The organism is Ruegeria sp. AB6 (assembly GCF_056542685.1).
Window position 1 is genome coordinate 423,679 of sequence record NZ_JBQGAD010000001.1, and the last position, 15,425, is coordinate 439,103.

At 54.8% G+C, this 15,425-nt stretch carries 20 protein-coding genes and 1 riboswitch; of the genes, 4 read left to right on the top strand and 16 right to left on the bottom strand.

The annotated features are described in order from the left end of the window. Positions 1–10: 10 nt before the first annotated feature. Complete coding sequence (locus ACR0DB_RS02145; RefSeq protein WP_480548546.1) at positions 11–790, bottom strand: COG3904 family protein; 780 nt, start codon at positions 788–790, stop codon at positions 11–13. Then, complete coding sequence (locus ACR0DB_RS02150) at positions 790–2,070, bottom strand: hypothetical protein (protein ID WP_480548548.1); 1,281 nt, start codon at positions 2,068–2,070, stop codon at positions 790–792. Before ACR0DB_RS02150 ends, ACR0DB_RS02145 begins: the two co-directional genes overlap by 1 nt. A 392-nt stretch (positions 2,071–2,462) precedes the next feature. Here ACR0DB_RS02150 and ACR0DB_RS02155 point away from each other — a divergent pair, with 392 nt between their 5' ends. After that, complete coding sequence (locus ACR0DB_RS02155; RefSeq protein ID WP_480548550.1) at positions 2,463–3,083, top strand: thermonuclease family protein; 621 nt, start codon at positions 2,463–2,465, stop codon at positions 3,081–3,083. A gap of 105 nt (positions 3,084–3,188) precedes the next feature. On the opposite strand, the gene ACR0DB_RS02160 is transcribed toward ACR0DB_RS02155, so the two are convergent. The 5 genes from ACR0DB_RS02160 to ACR0DB_RS02180 form a co-directional block, all read right to left on the bottom strand. Further along, positions 3,189–3,470 (bottom strand): hypothetical protein, encoded by a 282-nt coding sequence (locus tag ACR0DB_RS02160; RefSeq protein WP_480548552.1) that lies wholly within the window; start codon positions 3,468–3,470, stop codon positions 3,189–3,191. A gap of 24 nt (positions 3,471–3,494) precedes the next feature. After that, the gene (locus ACR0DB_RS02165) at positions 3,495–3,908 is read right to left on the bottom strand and encodes a hypothetical protein (RefSeq protein ID WP_480548554.1); all 414 of its coding nucleotides are present in this window, start codon (positions 3,906–3,908) and stop codon (positions 3,495–3,497) included. Positions 3,909–4,061: 153 nt separating this feature from the next. After that, on the bottom strand, positions 4,062–4,487 hold the full coding sequence (locus ACR0DB_RS02170) for a hypothetical protein (RefSeq protein WP_480548556.1): 426 nt from the start codon (positions 4,485–4,487) through the stop codon (positions 4,062–4,064). Between the two features lie 33 nt (positions 4,488–4,520). Continuing rightward, positions 4,521–4,907, bottom strand: coding sequence for a peptidoglycan recognition protein family protein (locus ACR0DB_RS02175; protein ID WP_480548558.1), 387 nt, complete (start codon positions 4,905–4,907; stop codon positions 4,521–4,523). A 10-nt stretch (positions 4,908–4,917) separates the two neighbouring features. After that, a complete protein-coding gene (locus tag ACR0DB_RS02180; RefSeq protein ID WP_480548560.1) occupies positions 4,918–5,259 on the bottom strand; it encodes a hypothetical protein in 342 nt (113 codons plus the stop codon). Between the two features lie 155 nt (positions 5,260–5,414). On the opposite strand from ACR0DB_RS02180, the gene ACR0DB_RS02185 reads away from it, so the two are divergent. Then, entirely contained in the window at positions 5,415–5,582 is a 168-nt protein-coding gene (locus ACR0DB_RS02185; protein WP_480548562.1) for a hypothetical protein, read from the top strand. A 26-nt stretch (positions 5,583–5,608) separates the two neighbouring features. On the opposite strand, the gene ACR0DB_RS02190 is transcribed toward ACR0DB_RS02185, so the two are convergent. The 9 genes from ACR0DB_RS02190 to ACR0DB_RS02230 form a co-directional block, all read right to left on the bottom strand. Further along, entirely contained in the window at positions 5,609–6,361 is a 753-nt protein-coding gene (locus tag ACR0DB_RS02190; protein ID WP_480548564.1) for a hypothetical protein, read from the bottom strand. A 28-nt stretch (positions 6,362–6,389) separates the two neighbouring features. Further along, positions 6,390–7,052 carry a hypothetical protein gene (locus ACR0DB_RS02195; protein WP_480548566.1) on the bottom strand — a complete coding sequence of 221 codons (663 nt, stop codon included), beginning with the start codon at positions 7,050–7,052 and terminating at the stop codon, positions 6,390–6,392. Positions 7,053–8,578: 1,526 nt separating this feature from the next. Next, complete coding sequence (locus ACR0DB_RS02200; RefSeq protein ID WP_480548568.1) at positions 8,579–8,830, bottom strand: hypothetical protein; 252 nt, start codon at positions 8,828–8,830, stop codon at positions 8,579–8,581. Then, entirely contained in the window at positions 8,827–9,066 is a 240-nt protein-coding gene (locus tag ACR0DB_RS02205; RefSeq protein WP_480548570.1) for a hypothetical protein, read from the bottom strand. The genes ACR0DB_RS02200 and ACR0DB_RS02205 overlap by 4 nt, the downstream gene beginning before the upstream one ends. A gap of 242 nt (positions 9,067–9,308) precedes the next feature. Continuing rightward, positions 9,309–9,974, bottom strand: a complete 666-nt coding sequence (locus tag ACR0DB_RS02210) for a recombinase family protein (protein WP_480548572.1) — start codon at positions 9,972–9,974, stop codon at positions 9,309–9,311. Between the two features lie 229 nt (positions 9,975–10,203). Then, a complete protein-coding gene (locus ACR0DB_RS02215; protein WP_480548574.1) occupies positions 10,204–10,704 on the bottom strand; it encodes a hypothetical protein in 501 nt (166 codons plus the stop codon). 12 nt (positions 10,705–10,716) lie between these two features. After that, positions 10,717–11,079 (bottom strand): STAS-like domain-containing protein, encoded by a 363-nt coding sequence (locus ACR0DB_RS02220; RefSeq protein WP_480548576.1) that lies wholly within the window; start codon positions 11,077–11,079, stop codon positions 10,717–10,719. Between the two features lie 3 nt (positions 11,080–11,082). After that, complete coding sequence (locus ACR0DB_RS02225) at positions 11,083–12,285, bottom strand: hypothetical protein (RefSeq protein WP_480548578.1); 1,203 nt, start codon at positions 12,283–12,285, stop codon at positions 11,083–11,085. Positions 12,286–12,585: 300 nt separating this feature from the next. Next, positions 12,586–13,542 carry an NAD(P)-dependent oxidoreductase gene (locus ACR0DB_RS02230; RefSeq protein ID WP_480548580.1) on the bottom strand — a complete coding sequence of 319 codons (957 nt, stop codon included), beginning with the start codon at positions 13,540–13,542 and terminating at the stop codon, positions 12,586–12,588. Positions 13,543–13,688: 146 nt separating this feature from the next. Beyond that, positions 13,689–13,896: riboswitch (cobalamin riboswitch) on the top strand. An 85-nt stretch (positions 13,897–13,981) separates the two neighbouring features. Between ACR0DB_RS02230 and ACR0DB_RS02235 the strand changes: the two genes are divergently transcribed. Continuing rightward, positions 13,982–14,356 (top strand): DUF1636 family protein, encoded by a 375-nt coding sequence (locus ACR0DB_RS02235; RefSeq protein ID WP_170788921.1) that lies wholly within the window; start codon positions 13,982–13,984, stop codon positions 14,354–14,356. 1 nt (position 14,357) lies between these two features. Next, entirely contained in the window at positions 14,358–15,413 is a 1,056-nt protein-coding gene (cobW, locus tag ACR0DB_RS02240) for a cobalamin biosynthesis protein CobW (RefSeq protein WP_170770244.1), read from the top strand. Positions 15,414–15,425: the final 12 nt, after the last annotated feature.

Consider the following 15,425-nt stretch of genomic DNA (forward strand, 5'->3'; position numbering starts at 1 on the left):
GTGTTTCGTGTTAATCGACTATTTGAGTTGCTATGCGGGTATCAACGAGTTCTTCCTCGATAAGCGCATAGATTTCCTCGGGCGGAGTGTTCAGTGAGTACAACATCAGCGACGGGTCCACACCCATGTCGATCAGATGCTGCATTGTTTCTCCTTGCCCCTTCTGGATGCCCTCTACTGCGAAGACGACAGGTATTAAGCGAGGTTGCTCGTAGTAGTGCTGGTGCATACCCACAATGCCGCGAAGTGAAACTATACGTTCTTCGCCGCCTGCCAGGATGTACGGACATGACGACACGCACATCGCACCAGCCAGAACGGCAGAAGACAGCTCAGCTTCTCTCACCCGCTTGCCAATGGCCAGCGCCTCAGTGACTACGCCCCCAGGACTGTGAAGAGCTACAAGGTCTGGTTTGTCTTGCATCTCCGATAGGAAGGAGGCAAAGCGAGAAGAGTCATCTACCTCTATCTGGCCGCTCAGTAAGAGAACTCGCCCTAACCCCTCTACATCCTGAACAGTAAAGTCCAATCGGTTTGGAAAAGCCTCTGGCACGGGCACATCCAGAGGTCCATCCTGATGCAAAAGAGACGGATCACTGCGATCAGTGCGATACTCTCGGCGCTGATCACCGGGAGATACCGGCCCTGTTGGGAGTTCAACTCGCTCTTTGAACGGACTGGGAATGACACCAAGAACATCCGACGCTACTAGGACGCCCGCAATCGCTAGCTGCAATATCAGAACGTAGCGCAGCCCAGAGCGTGGATCGAGACGACGTAGTAAGCCCATCACGCTTCATCTTTTTGCGGCGACGTTCGGTTGAGGATGGCTGCGTCTGCGACACCCATAGTTGCCTCGACGTCCTTCATGGCGTTCATCGCGGCTCTCAGATCTGCCAGTGTCAGCGTGTCCTCGATGCTCATCCCGTCTTTACCACTGCGTATCGCCGCCTGAGTTATTGCCAGCACAAACACCAACACAGCGGGCAACAAGTCGATGGCGATGGCTCCTGCCCACGAAGGGACGAAGTTGTGGGCGTATTTGATTACCGCATCGGCGCTGGAAATCGGATTGTATGCCGTCTCGATGGGCGGCTCCATGTCCAATACCTCGTCAGCAGCGTTCTTGAGTGTCTTGCTGCGTTGGTCCAGCGCATTCAAAACAGAGTTGATTGTGGACGATTGCGCGTCTCGTACGTCGGAACTGCGCCCATCAAGCTCTGGAAGTACGACCGAGGATGGCAAGTCCTCAGCAGCACGAGCAACAAGTGGTGCCACGCTGTACTGGTTGAGGCGCGAGATAACACCAGCCAACTTCACGCTTTCCTCAGAAAACTGAACCGAGCGGCGATCTACTGGACCGGGCGCGACGGTAAGCTCACGCATTTTCGCAAGGATTTCGTTGCCTTGTTGGAAGGCTTCCTCGATAGGTTCTTGCTGTGCCGCGATCTGCTCTTCAAGGTTTCGCAACTCCTCAGCCTTTTGTGTTAGCACACGAAACACGGCACCTCGTCCGGCGGTACCCGAGAGGTCTCCGGACTGCTCGAGTTCAGCGAGTTCTTCAAAACTCTGGCGGGCGCGTTCCACCTCGCGCCCCAACGCCTGACCACTCAGAGCTATATCGTGAGCTTGCTCAAGAGCAGCTTGGTAGTCACGGACGGTGTTTTCCAAGTGTTGTTCGACTGCTGCCGAGCCTGCGAGTGCGGCTGCGTTGAGCCAGCTAGACATGGCGATAATGGCGACAGAGCCAACAATCGTAGAGATGGTCAGACCAATGAAACCACTGGCCGTACGCATAGAAGGCAGCAGACGGAGCATGTAGCTCCAAAAGACGAAGATGCCGACAGAGACGGCGATTGAGTATGCAACGGCTGCGAAGAATGAGACTGCGCCATTATCTTCGAGCAATGAGGACACACCGAGATAGGTATAAATACCAGATGCGATGGCTAGGACACCCAAGGCTGCGGGGGTAAACGTGTCCAGCCACGCGAGATGACCTTCAAGCTCTTTAGCGGTCCGAAGTCCCTTTGCTTCCTCAGCCGTCAAACGATCCTTGTTCTCCGTCATATTACGCCTTGCTCCACACTCATCACGCGATAGATCGTCACTTAATCATTCATTAAGATTTTTCACCCTGGGTTGCACATCTGGACCCTTTGAATTGAATGCTTGCGCGAAGCTGCCATTCTTCTGTGAGTTTCCGCCAATTTGCGCCACAAGTCCTAGTAGATGTGAATAGTAGGAACTAACTGAAATACCGGTTGTTATTCTTGGAGTTCCAGTAAGAAGAGTTAAACCGCCTAGCTGACCTGCGCGGGAAAGCACTCAGCCGGGCAAATCCGTCACATCTCTCTGGGTGAATGTGAGGTGTCCCTAGCGTTTCAACCCGAACGTGTGCTTGGGTCGATCATGATCCAGTATGAAAATTTTGACTGACCTAGCTTTTGGAGAACTGTCTCGTGGAAATCTTAGTAGTTTTGAGTTTGGTATTGGCGGGCGCTGTGTATTTGGCGGTTCGCAGCAACAGGCGTCGCGACACAACTACTCCTGGGAGTCAGTCAGGTGCGTATGAGAAACCAAGATTAACCACGAACCAACGACAGCGCACATCCCAACCGCAGCGTTTTGATCCTGACCATACGTTACCGAAACCCGAGGTCACGATACTAACGGGTTCAGCGTACGTTGTAGATGGCGACACACTGGTCATTAAGAAAACACAGGTTCGTCTGTTTGGCGTAGATGCTCCCGAGATGAACCATCCCTATGGCAAGAAAGCGAAATGGGCGCTCGTTTCGCTCTGCAAGGGTCAAAAAATCAGGGCGGAAGTTACCGAGCAAGACACCCACGGACGGACAGTTGCAAAGTGCTACCTCGAGGATGGCCGTGATCTATCTGCTGAAATGGTCAAACTTGGTTTAGCGATAGACTGGCCAAAATTCTCCGGTGGACAGTACCGATCTATGGAAATGCCCGACGCTAGAAAGAAGCTATGGCTGGCAAATGCGCGGCAAAACGGACATATGGGACTGTGGAAGCAATATGAAGACAAGCAAGCCGCCCGTAAGCTAAGTAGCTGACTGTATGCTCATAACAGCCGAAAAGGTTGTTGTTGTGAGAGCGGCCAAAGGGTTTTTCCCAAGCCGCCCAGAACAAGTGTCGTTAGGTACTGATCGTGCCCACCTTCACCTGAGGTTATCCGGCATTGCTAAACCGCAACTGCGGGCAATTCGGCGAAGGTCGTTTACCATCGATGCGTAGCCCTCATCCAAAACAGATACGATATCAGATCGTTCCCCGTGGCCGGGTTTGATCATCTGGTTAGGATTTGCTGCTGTGATCTGGTCCGCCTCTTCGCGCATCTCGTGGCGTACCTGGCGGATACCTGCAAGTACGGACAGTGTGCGCTTCCAGCTTTCGCTGTCGTCTGTCAGCGGTCCCGGTGCGGGGTTGTTACTTGTTGTCATAGTGGTTCCTTTGGTTGTGCGGCTTCACTGAGCCGCCAGGTTGAACATTGAGTGTTGCTGGAAGATCGCGCGGGCATCTCGATAGAAATCCATCTTTGGCAGGGTCGTTCCCTTCGAGCGGCGCAGCATGTCCCGCCAGATCGGTAGTTGCGTATGGGGATCAAGGGGGTCATCTGTCAGATGCTCGAGAGCAACCACGGCAGATTGGTCATAGCGATGCCGGGTACGGCGACCTTGCAGACGAGTGAGCATCTCTTCGATCTTGCGGTCGATGACCTCATCGCAGCGTTTGCTGATCAGGTTCTCAGCCTTGGTCATCGGGGCGGAAGCCTTTGCGATTGCGTCGAGGTCTGCCATGTGTTGGCGGGTTCTGCCGTGCAGCGGAGTGTGTTTTTGGTAGTGACGCTTGGCGTCACCTATTGTGATGGCGTTGGCCATTTGGAGGAGTCCTTTTTTGGAAGCCTCAGAACCCCTAAAACAGCACTTCCCTACCAACCCCTGCGGAGGGTCGATTTTGGCCACGGAAAAGCCAATGAAATCAATGGTTCACGGGAGGTGATTTTGGGGGTTGAGGGTCGTTACAGACGGGTGTCAGTGAATGGCGACCGCTTCGAGTTCTTCCTCGATGATCTCCTCGAGGTACTCAGGGCCACCCGCTAGATGAACCAGTGCTTCCTGAGATTGGGCGTAGCCGATGGCAAGTGACCACCGCCAGTCAGTGATTGTCTGCCGGTGTACGAGCGCAGCGATGGCGTAACCCACGTCGCTGCCTGCGTGTAACTCCGAGGCCACCTGTTTAAGCAACTGAATGCGGGGCAGCAGGTCTTTGATGTAGCGCCTTTGGTTCGACCGCTTGTTGATTTCATCGCGTTCCTCGGGCGTCTTCCGGTGATAGGCTGCCTTTCGATTGCAATTCTTATGGCAGTAAATCGCGCTGTGGTGTCTTTGGGTCGGGATTGGTCCTACGCAGAAGTGGCAACTACGGGCTGCATTAGTCGTTTCGGTTTGGTCCTTCATTGGGTGTCAGCTTTCTATTGTTATTATTGGGCGTCAGTAGACGCCTGCGGTCATCGCGTCGGTGCGGTCGAGGGTTTCTTCGAGTTCAGCCTCGGCAGCTTTGGCTTGCTCGTGCTGCAGAAAGGAGAACTTCTCAAGGCTCTCATCAATCTCAAGTGCGACACCGAGCGCTTCGGCTAGTTTCGGGTAGAGGGCTTCAAGTGCGTCACGCTGGGCAGGCATGAGGGTCTCAGAAAACTTACCAGTTTCACGGTCTCGCCCCCCCACTACGCCAATCAGGATATGGCTTCTGTTGAAGGTTTCTCGACCGACTGCACCACACATCAGGGGGTGTCTACATAGTTCAATCGTACCATCGACCAGCACCAAGTAGTGCCAACCGATACCGAACCTGCCAGTTCTCGCGTGTTCGACATCCATGTATGCCGCATCAATTAGAGGATCGGCTGGATGATGGGTGTATCTGACGTAAAGTCCGGTGGTTTTCTCTCGACGTACCGTAGGGAACATCGTTGTCCGCAGGTACGTCGAGGCGCGTCTGGTCTTGATCATTGGTGTTTTGTCCTTTCGTGACGCGGTGTTCCCAAGCCATGAGTTCACTCATGGTCAACATTCCGTTGCCGCCGGGAGACCGACCGTCTTCGATGAGATCAACGGTCGCAAACCAGTAGTCTGGATCGGAGCAGTCACTCGGTTTGACGCGGTTCAGGACCAGCATGATATCGGCGTCCGTCACCATCTCTCTAAGGTCGATCATGGTATTGTCATTCATTCTTTCGACCCCGACAGGTGAACCTCAGTTATCCTCGCAACCCGTCCTCGGGCGAACTGGTCTGGGATAGGATGTTGCGACAGGCCGGGAGTTTTCTTTAGCGCGAAATCGGTTTAGCGTTAGGACAACAGCCGAGAAACAACAGAGATGTATTAATGCTAAACAACATCGGCCTACCTGGTCTTATTCTCATCTTGTTGATCTTCATTTTGCCAATTTGGCTGATCATGAGGTCAAGCAAGCGCAAGGCGAACGAGCAGAAGCGGATGATTGACGCCTTAGAGGAAATCGCCCGATCTAAAAAAGACGATCAGGCGAAGTAACCTACCGAACTTGCCGAGCGGACTTGTCAGTGACCAAGCTGCTCGCGGATATACTGCGCAAACTCGGGCCACGTAATTCCATCGGCACGACCCGCCGCCCGGTCTACGGCGAACTGACGGACCACGCGGTCCACTCCGGGGTTTGTGGCGGATGCCTGTTTCAGGAAATCGAAGCCATCTTGCCCAAGTTCTTGCATTGCGCTCTGGGTTGCGGCCTCAGTGACCGTGCTTTGGATATTCGAGAACAACGCGCGGGTGTCGCCATCCACGTCTAGTTCCGATACCGACCCATCAGCCAGACCACGCATGGTGTCGGCGGCTTGGTCGATGGTCATACCCGACATGGCAATTTGCGCGAATGCCGTCTCATACGTCTGAGCCTCTTCCATCGTCATGATGTTGTCATCAAGCGAGGCGTTCAGACCATCGACCACCGAGTCAAACTCAGCATGACCCGTGTCGCTGCCCTGGGTTTGTTCCTGCGCATCACTATGTTCCTGCGCGGCCCGTCGAGCAGCACCTATCGACAACTGTTCGTCGAAGGCTTCATTGAGAAGTCCAAGCTCTTTGGCCTGAGCAACTTTCATCGACATGCCTTGAATGGTGATCACGTCCGCATCGCTGAGTTCGTCCTTTGAGTGAACCTCGCGTTGCATGTTGCCGGTGTCACGGACGACAACGCCGCCGCTCGAATAGTCTGCACTTGAAGCGTAAGAATTGGAGGATGGCATTGTTTGTACGGTGGCATCGCCGCCACCGAGGGTTACTCTTTCAACCATGTTTTTTATGTCCTTTGGATTGGGTGGGTTAGCGGAGACCTAACTCGATCTCGGCCAGGTCTTGGGGTGTCGGTGGAGTTGGGTTCTTAACTAGGGGCAGATCGGTGATCGCTTTGTTTTCGTCGAGGGTCATGAGGTGGACGGGGCAGAGGGTCGCCAAGACATCCAACGAGTGACCTTTGAGGCGAAGTCGGGTGAACGCCATCACGAGCCGTAGTTTCATTTCCTCGGTGATGTCGCGTTCATGCAGTTGCGACAGCGAAGAAACCTGACCATCGCGGCTAACAATTTCCAACCAAGCGATGCCAATTGTTGACGCCTTCGTCTGAGCGTTCATGAGTTTTGTCCTTTTAGGTTTGGCGTGGAGCAAGGCTAGGTCACGCTCGATAATCGCTACCTTCTCTTTCCATCCAGCCAGTGTTTCGGCGGCTCTTTGAGCTTCCTGTTGTTCGGGTGTGAGCGAGGCTTGGCCGATGCCGAGTTCTTCGGCGCACGAAAGACATTGGAGTTCGTCGCCGTTAGGTGCTGGGAACTTGGTGCCGCAAGAGATGCAGGGCTTCCGAGTAACCCTGCGATCCTCGGCGATACACGGTTCACACCGTGTGGCCCTCGCCTTGTGGGTCTCGAAGATCTTGCCACATGCACCGCAAGTCTTGGCGATTAACGTGGGTGCGGGTTTAGCTCTTGGCATGTTCGCGGTCCTTACGTGTCAAACAGCCAATCCGTAGATGGCGTCGGGGGTGGTTCGGGTGCTGGCGGGAGTGACAGTCGGGGTGTCAGATCGGACACGGGGTCGAGACCCTCGGGCCATTCACCTCTGACCAATCCCGATGAGCGACGGAGGGCCTTGTGATATCTCGAGGGTATCTTTGGGGACCTCGGCAGGACGTGATCGAACAAGCTATCACCGAGGTAATCTGTTCGCATTGAGCGCAGCGGTACGGAGACCGGTGGATATGCATCACCAGAGGCTAGAAGACGCCCGTAGGACGTCACTATGAATGCTGCTAGGTCTCGATCAGATCGACCCAGACCGAGCTTCTCAGCGGCTCGTAAGGCGTGTGTGCCGACAATGGCGAAGTCGGCGTAACTCAGGCGGTACTTGGAATACCGAACATCGCCGGTCGGTACCTCATCCTTCTGACCGGTCGGAACACAAAGACCTTGGCGACCCATGAACGTGCCACCAGCAAGGAAGACGTTATACCTATGTCCCGTTCCGACGAACTCTCGAGCGAGCGTGTAGTGGGCGAAAGCCCTGACGATCACTGACGGGTTCGGTTCATACCGACGCCCGACCAATAGATGCGGCAACCTTGTCTTTGCTCGACCGTATTTCAGCGGAGCCATTCTATAGGTGGGGCGACGATCCCATTCACCGACACGATGACGTGTGCCTCGGGCAAACCTTACCGCCAAGGCGGTCTCTGAGGGTGTTGGCTTGATGTGCTTCAAGACCGAACGAGCCACCGCGTTGATCGCACCGCCGGACATGTAGCCACCGAGAGGAACACCACGGTTCTGAACGACCGATCTGCAACGGGAACATAGACCCCATCGCTGAGGTAAGCGTTGTCTGAACTCATAGGCTGGTAATGGGTTATCGCATGTCGCTGAGGCACAAATGGTCATCGTGGCCTCGCTGGATGCTGGTGCTGGGTTATGCGTTGGGATTACTTCGGGGGTCTCTGCGAAACAGTCACCAAGGAACAGAGACCCCCATCAACCCGCCCATGTGCCAAGCTAACAAATACAACACGGGCGGAGTGAAACGGGAAAAAGGTCCCACTAGTTCGACCACTCAGTACACGCAGGGTGTAACTTGAGGGGAACTGTGTGGGACCTGAACCATCATCGAACAAAGGACCTAGATCGATGCGGTATAGGGATTAGGATTGATGGTTGTTAGTGATGGACACTGAACTTGAAGTAGCAACCTAGCGTGTAGTCCCCGATCATGAGCATCAGGATCAAGACCTGATGAGAACTCGGGGTAGACTTTGAGTGTCATTGATTGGTGATGATCATCATTGACCAACAACAGTAGGATGTACGGGAGGTTGAACCCATGAGGAAACTCTGAGTGGTACCTTAAGGTATAACTTTCGTTTCTTCTCTCTCATAAGGGTGCAGTAATTCAGAACCCATTGTTTATATGGGTTTCTGATGGTCCAGTCCTGGCCAGTAGATCACCAGCCAAGACGTTCCGGGGTTTATTCAGAAGGGTGCAGTAATTGACCAGTGCCTCATGCCCAACTGAGGAAGCCCCATGCTTCTCGCAACAGTGAGTAGATCATCAATCTTCCGTTGCAAGTTCCTGTAGTCCTCATCCCCCACGAGGCCGTCGCGCTCCACTTTGTCCAACACGCTTTTCTGCGTCATGTGGATTGCAGCGTCAAAGGCGAACGCCTGAACCTCGAGTGTGGAAGAAAAGTGTTTCAATGGGAGTTTGCGGCGGGCGCTGCTCATACGCGAAGAACCTCCGGCGGGTGAGTGTCTGAGTTTGCAGTTGTCTTGCAGGTCAGCAGGACTGCCTTGATTGCCATCAAGAGGAACGTGAGCGGCAAGCGTTTCCAGAAGGTGCCCTTGAGTTTCGGCAAGGGGTCGGCGCGAAAAGCGTAGTCGTCGCCGTGTGTCAGTTCATGAATGCGTTGCTCGAGAATGTCTTGAACCTGTCCGAGGTCTTTGCGTGTTTGGTTGTCCATACCGTCGCTTCCTTTTTCGTAAATGCGATACGGATACTTACGAGCCGAGACCCGTCGAAGTCAACAATTAAATTGTTTATTTTCAGATAGTTACGACATCAATACCTTTACGATATCGTATGTATTTTCCAGCCGACACAGAGGGCAGTCTTGCCCTTAGTTTACACACACAGACCACGACGCAGGAAAGGACGAGAACACGCCCAATACGGGATGAATTGAGCCGCGAACGCCCCTGAAAGCTAAGAGTTCACCTCCAATCTCTCGATGATCCGTTTCACCTGAGCAGCACTCCAAGCACCACCCCGTGCAGTTGCCACGCCAGCCTTATCAAGCTCCGCAGCTATCTCACGCAGCGACCTCCCTGCGTCTCTCAGGGGCAACACAAGGCCCCGCACCTTCTCAGCCCTTGCGGCAGCGTTAGCCTTCACAGCTTCGTTCCGCTTCATCGTAGCATCACGCATACCGCCGAGCTTCTGACCTCGGGCCTTTGCAGCCTGTAGTGCCGCCTTGGTTCGCTTGGATATGAACTCGCGTTCCTGTTCCGCCAAAGCCGCATAGACGTGTAGTTGGAACTTGTCGGCATGGGGCATCGAAGCGACACGCAAGGACAGCTTCTTGTCGTCCATGAGCTTTGCAATGAAGGATACCTTGCGTGACAGACGGTCCAACTTTGCGACCAGCAACTCGGCCCCTGTTTGCTTCGCTAGGGTGATCGCCTTGGTTAGTTCTGGGCGCTCATTGTCTGCACCGCTGAGAACGTCTGTGAACTCTCCTATGACCTCGAAGGGTTCGCCTGAGTAGTTAGCCAGGAACAAGTCTATGTCCCTTGTCTGGGCCTCTAGGCCTAGCCTGGAGCGCCCTTGTTCGGTCGTGGATACTCGTCGATAGGTGACGTACTGCTTCATAGATTGGCCTTCCTCTGATGGCTCAATTCAAGCAGATAGGCGGCGTTGTTGCAATCGTCAAGGAAGGTTGTGATTGATACACCATGGGCGAGAGGGTGGCACCGGGTGGCCCCTGATGGTTCCTTGGGGAGATCGCTGAGGGGGGCCACGGGGGGATCGCGGGAAGGATCGCGTATTAGTACCGCCCTCAGATTTTTGACCCAAATTTCAACCTAAAGCGGCTTCGGACTTACCAGCTTGGCTTTCCCTTTTTGCGGAAGTACGAAACGTAAGAACGCGCGGCGGCAATAATTCCGTATTGTTCCCTGCGGGCTAGCCGCAAGCTCTGGATCAATTGCCACGACAGGTTTTGCGTTTCTACAGCAGTCTCTTCGCAGATATCACGTCCGATTGTTTCAAAGTCGCCACCCATTCCAATCATAAAAAGGCGAAGTTGAAGAACTTGATAATTCTGATATCTGGCAAGCCCCAGCCTGTATTCGGCTTCTCCGTAGAACGAGGAGATCGATGTGTGCAGTGACCTAATCTTGGCGATCTCGGCACGGTGTTGGTTAGCATCCGTATCCACGAAAGACGTGGTCCAATGTTGCCTGAGTTCCTCGGCGAACTTTTCGATATCCTTTATGTGATCGCTTATTAGATTTGCGTTTTCAGCTACTCGGTATCGGTACCACGAGAGGACCCAACCGATTACAGCGCCAATCAGTGTGAGCGCGATCTTTTCGAACATTCTGGAAAACCGCTATGCTGCGTGTTGAGCTTTCGCCTTTGCCAAGTACTCAATGATCGCATCATGATATATCTTCAAGTGCGGCTTAGTCGATTGGATCGACAAGATTTTCAGAGCATCTTTAAACGGGAACGAGGGAACACGTCCCAAGCCGCCAAAAGCCTCTTCGAGAAACGATGATCCAAAAGCTCTGCAACCGTCGATATCCACAACGACGCTCTCCACGCTTCCGCTTTGCAGGGCTGTCGTCAATCTGGGAACGAGTATCTCTTCGCGAAATCTCTCACCGTTGTCAGGGCCATCAGAAGGCACTCGCCCTGCCGGATAGCGGGAAAATTCATTTGCAATGTCTATTGTCATAGTGACTTCGCTCATCGTCTAAAGTTCAATTTTCCACTCAACCAATGTCCCACCTATGGAACAAGGATGACTCCCAGAAGTAATCTTTCCGTTACGCCCACGGGCGCACCAACCGCCACGGCTGAAAATTCGCAACTCTCCTCCGCCCAAAGTGTCCAGAAGATCACTCATTTGAGGAAACCCCTTTCCACGATAGTCTTCGTCCGTACGCGAACCGCCATACCTAAGCGCTGCCCTGATATAGGTACCGTCATCGACATAGTCAAACGAACGATCTCTCCTCAGAGCGCGTCTAAAATACGTTTTGACTATATCAGTTCTGTCGATTCTTGGATAGGTGATAGGTATGGTGGCTCCTTGATCATAAAGCACAATTCTTAGTGAACTTTCTGCTCTATCTGCTTCTGCTGAAACCCAAAAACTACTTAGGTGGTTATACTTGAAATCGACCTCGGGATGGTAAGCATGTTGCGTGACGTTGGACATGACCTCGCTGATTATGGACAACGTATGGGTAATTTTGGCATCCAGGCTGCGGCCATTTGGCGATACAAACCGACCTAATTCCATGAGCGCGTCGTCAACTTGAGCGAGCGTTTCACAGTTTTGGGATCGGATGATTCTCATCAACAAAAAATCCCCATCCTGCACAAGGAGGTGAGGATCAGGCGCATGTCCTAGGATATTAAAGAACCCCAATTGGTGCAGCCGTGTCACGACTACAGGGTCCCAATCCCTTAGATTTATCGTCGGGGGTACTTCATTCAAAAAGTGCTTAAGGCGGTCATAGTCAGCCGCCAATACAACTGCGGCAGCCATCGAGATACTGTCGATCTTCGAGAAGTCAGCATAGCCGGATATGCGCGGAGGTCCGCGTTTGGATGGGCGTCTTACAAAACCACCCTTTTTCCGGTTTATGGCAATCACAAAACTCCTGCGGATTTGGTCGAAAAACTGTGTTGTTTCTAACAGGTTCGTTCGAAAGCACAGGTTTTGAGGGGCATCCCTTGGTTGCCGCGTACAGATCGCGGTTTGTTCCTGACCGCCTTGCCATATCCTGACATACTTATTGTAGTAGTTATCTAAGTTCCGCGACCTGTTCGCCCAAAGTGGAACCGTCGAATAGCCCGCCTCGGAACTGGATGTTTTTTGGGTTCGTTTGAACTCGTTTTTTGCTCGAATGCGGTGCCATTTCCGCCAGCGAAATCCTGCTTTCCGCAACTTTTGACCTCAATAAAATCTGTGGACCACCGTTAGTGGTTTGAACGCGGGAAGTAAACTGGACCAACCCAAGAAATCAGCTTGGCAAGGCCGCGCTCAGAAATTGACCAGCCAAGAAGTCCTTGCATTGGCTCTCAAACCCAAAAAACCACGCAAAACGGAGGATAAATTGCGGATATTGAGGAGGATATGAAGCATTCAATATATTGTTTTTATTATATTTTTATTATAAATCTCGATTCCGGTACTCGCCTCCACTCTCTCTACAAAACAGACTATTCCACTGACGCGCGGCTTGCGTCATTCGGCCCCACGCCCCTGAGGGATGACCTCGTACCCGGGCTCTTCCGGTTCGTCGTCCTCCATCTCGGGCGGAAAACCGGAGGCTGTGATGTCTAGACCGGTTGCATCCTCCAGACGTCGGATGATGTTGGGAGACAATTCACGCTCGCCATAGCGGGCAATTCCGTCCTCGAAAATCTGGATCATGACCGGGTTGATCTCCAGCGGTACACCGGCGCGGTCAGCGACGTCCTGAAACAGCCCGATATCCTTTTTCACAAGGTCCATCGTAAAGGAAATGTCGCGTGATCCGTTCAGGATCACCTGGCTTTCGGTCTCATGCACAAAGGACGTACCTGATGAAATCTTGATCGCCTCATAGGTCGTGTTCAAGTCCATCCCGGCGGCCTTGGCGGTCACGAGCGCTTCAGCGCAGGTAATCAGGTTTGCAGTCGCCAGGTAGTTGGTCAGCACCTTAAGCACCGAGGCCGAGCCCAACGCGCCCGTGTGCAGCACGCGGCGGCCCATCGTGGTCAGAAAGGGCAGGATACGTTCGAACGTCGCGCGGTCGCAGCCCGCGAAGATCGAGATATTGCCCGTCGCCGCCCTATGGCACCCGCCCGAGACGGGGCAGTCGACTGCCGCCCCTCCGCGTTCGATGACCTGCGCACCCAGCCGCTTGACCTCGGCCTCGTCGGTGGTGGACATCTCCATCCAGATCTTGCCGGGGCCGACATCGGGCAGCATCTCCTGCATCACGGCGTCCGAGGCAGCAGGCGATGGCAGACAGGTGATCACCGCGTCGCAATCGCGCATCAGCTGGGCCGGGCTTTCGGCGGCCTTGGCCCCCTGCGCCACGAAGCCCGCGACCAGATCAGGGTTCAGATCGTGCACCGTCAGGTCGATCCCGTTGCGCAGCAAAGACCCGGACAGTTTGCCGCCCACATTGCCCAGTCCGATAAAGCCCACTCTCATGCGACACGTCTCCCTGTTTGCGCCGTTTCGGTCATGGCAGCACGGGGTTGCGGGCTTCGTCATGCCGCCCAGCGACGCTTACAGGTCGCTTTTCCACCGTTGCTTCACAGATGCTTGCGACTCGCTTGACAAGCCCCTGCCCGGTGCCGCATGTCCGATCCGTTGGTGTCCTCTGCACGAGGATGAAAAGGGAATGCGTCAACGGATCATCCGCCAAACGCAGCCGCCCCCGCGACCGTGACCGGAGAGGGTGCCCAAGCCACTGGCCAAACAGGCCGGGAAGGCGGGACATCCGACAGGGCAATTGCCCTGACATCCGCAAGCCGGGAGACCTGCCAGCACCCGCGATTGAAACCGGACGGGGTGTTCCGGTGTCGGGTCAAATGCGACCCGCTTGAAACCCCGTCCCCCACGATGAGGATTTGGGGGGATGAGAGACATGACCGAGACCGCTCCGGTCGAGCTGCTGGTTTGCACCACCTGCCGCCGCGGCCTACCTGTTGAAGATGACGCAGACCGCCCCGGCACGTTGTTGCACAAGGCGCTGGAACAGGCCGATCTGCCCGAAGGCGTAACGCTGAGAGCCGTCGAATGCCTGTCGAATTGCGATCAGGGCTGTTCCATCGTTCTGCGCGGCGGACCCGAGCGCTGGACCTTTGTTTATGAGAACCTGAACGAAGTCGATCATGTCGACGTGATCGTCGACGGCGCGACCAAGTATCTGGCCACCGAAGACGGCTTGGTCAAATGGCGCGAGCGCCCCGAACATTTCCGCAAAAACTGCGCCTCGCGCATTCCCCCGATTGGAGCCTGACATGTCCACCCTCGAAAAACTCCCCGTTACTGTGATCACCGGCTTTCTGGGCTCGGGCAAGACCACGCTGGTGCGGCACCTGATGCAGAACCCGCAGGGCAAGCGTCTGGCCGTTGTGGTCAACGAGTTTGGCGATGTCGGCGTGGACGGCGATATCCTGAAATCCTGCGCCATTCCCGATTGCCCGGCGGAAAACATCATGGAACTGGCCAATGGCTGCATCTGCTGCACGGTGGCCGATGATTTCATCCCCACGATCGAGGCGCTGATGGCGCTGGAGCCGCGCCCCGAGCATATCCTGATCGAAACCTCCGGTTTGGCGCTGCCCAAGCCGCTGCTGAAAGCGTTCGACTGGCCCGATATCCGATCCAAGATCACCGTTGACGGCGTGATCGCGCTGGCCGACGCCGAGGCCGTTGCCGCCGGTCGCTTTGCCCCGAATGTCGCGGCGGTGGATGCCCAGCGTCTGGCCGACGACTCCATCGACCACGAAACGCCGCTGTCCGAGGTGTTCGAGGATCAGATCTCCTGTGCCGACATCATCCTGCTGACCAAGCCTGATCTGGCCGGCCCCGAAGGTGTCGCCAAAGCCAAAGAGATCATCGCCGCAGAGGCCCCGCGCCCTCTGCCGGTCGTCGAAGTGGCCGAAGGCGTTGTGGACGTGCGCGTCGTGCTGGGTCTTGAGGCTGCCGCCGAGGATGACATGGAGGCTCGGCCCAGCCATCACGATGGCCACCATGATCACGAGCACGATGATTTCGAAAGCATCATCGTCGAACTGCCGGAACAGACCGACCCGGCCGATCTGGTCGCGAAAATCGAACGTCTTGCCAAAGAACTGAACATCCTGCGCGTCAAAGGCTATGCCGCTGTTCAGGGCAAGCCAATGCGCCTGCTGGTCCAGGCTGTGGGCGCGCGCGTGCGTCATCAGTATGACCGTCCGTGGGAGCCCGGCGAAGAGCGCCGTTCGCGTCTGGTGGTTATTGCCGAGCATGACGATATCAAAGAGGCTGAAATCCGCGAAATCCTCGCGGGCGTCACCGAAGCCGCCGAGTAAGCACAGAGTAAA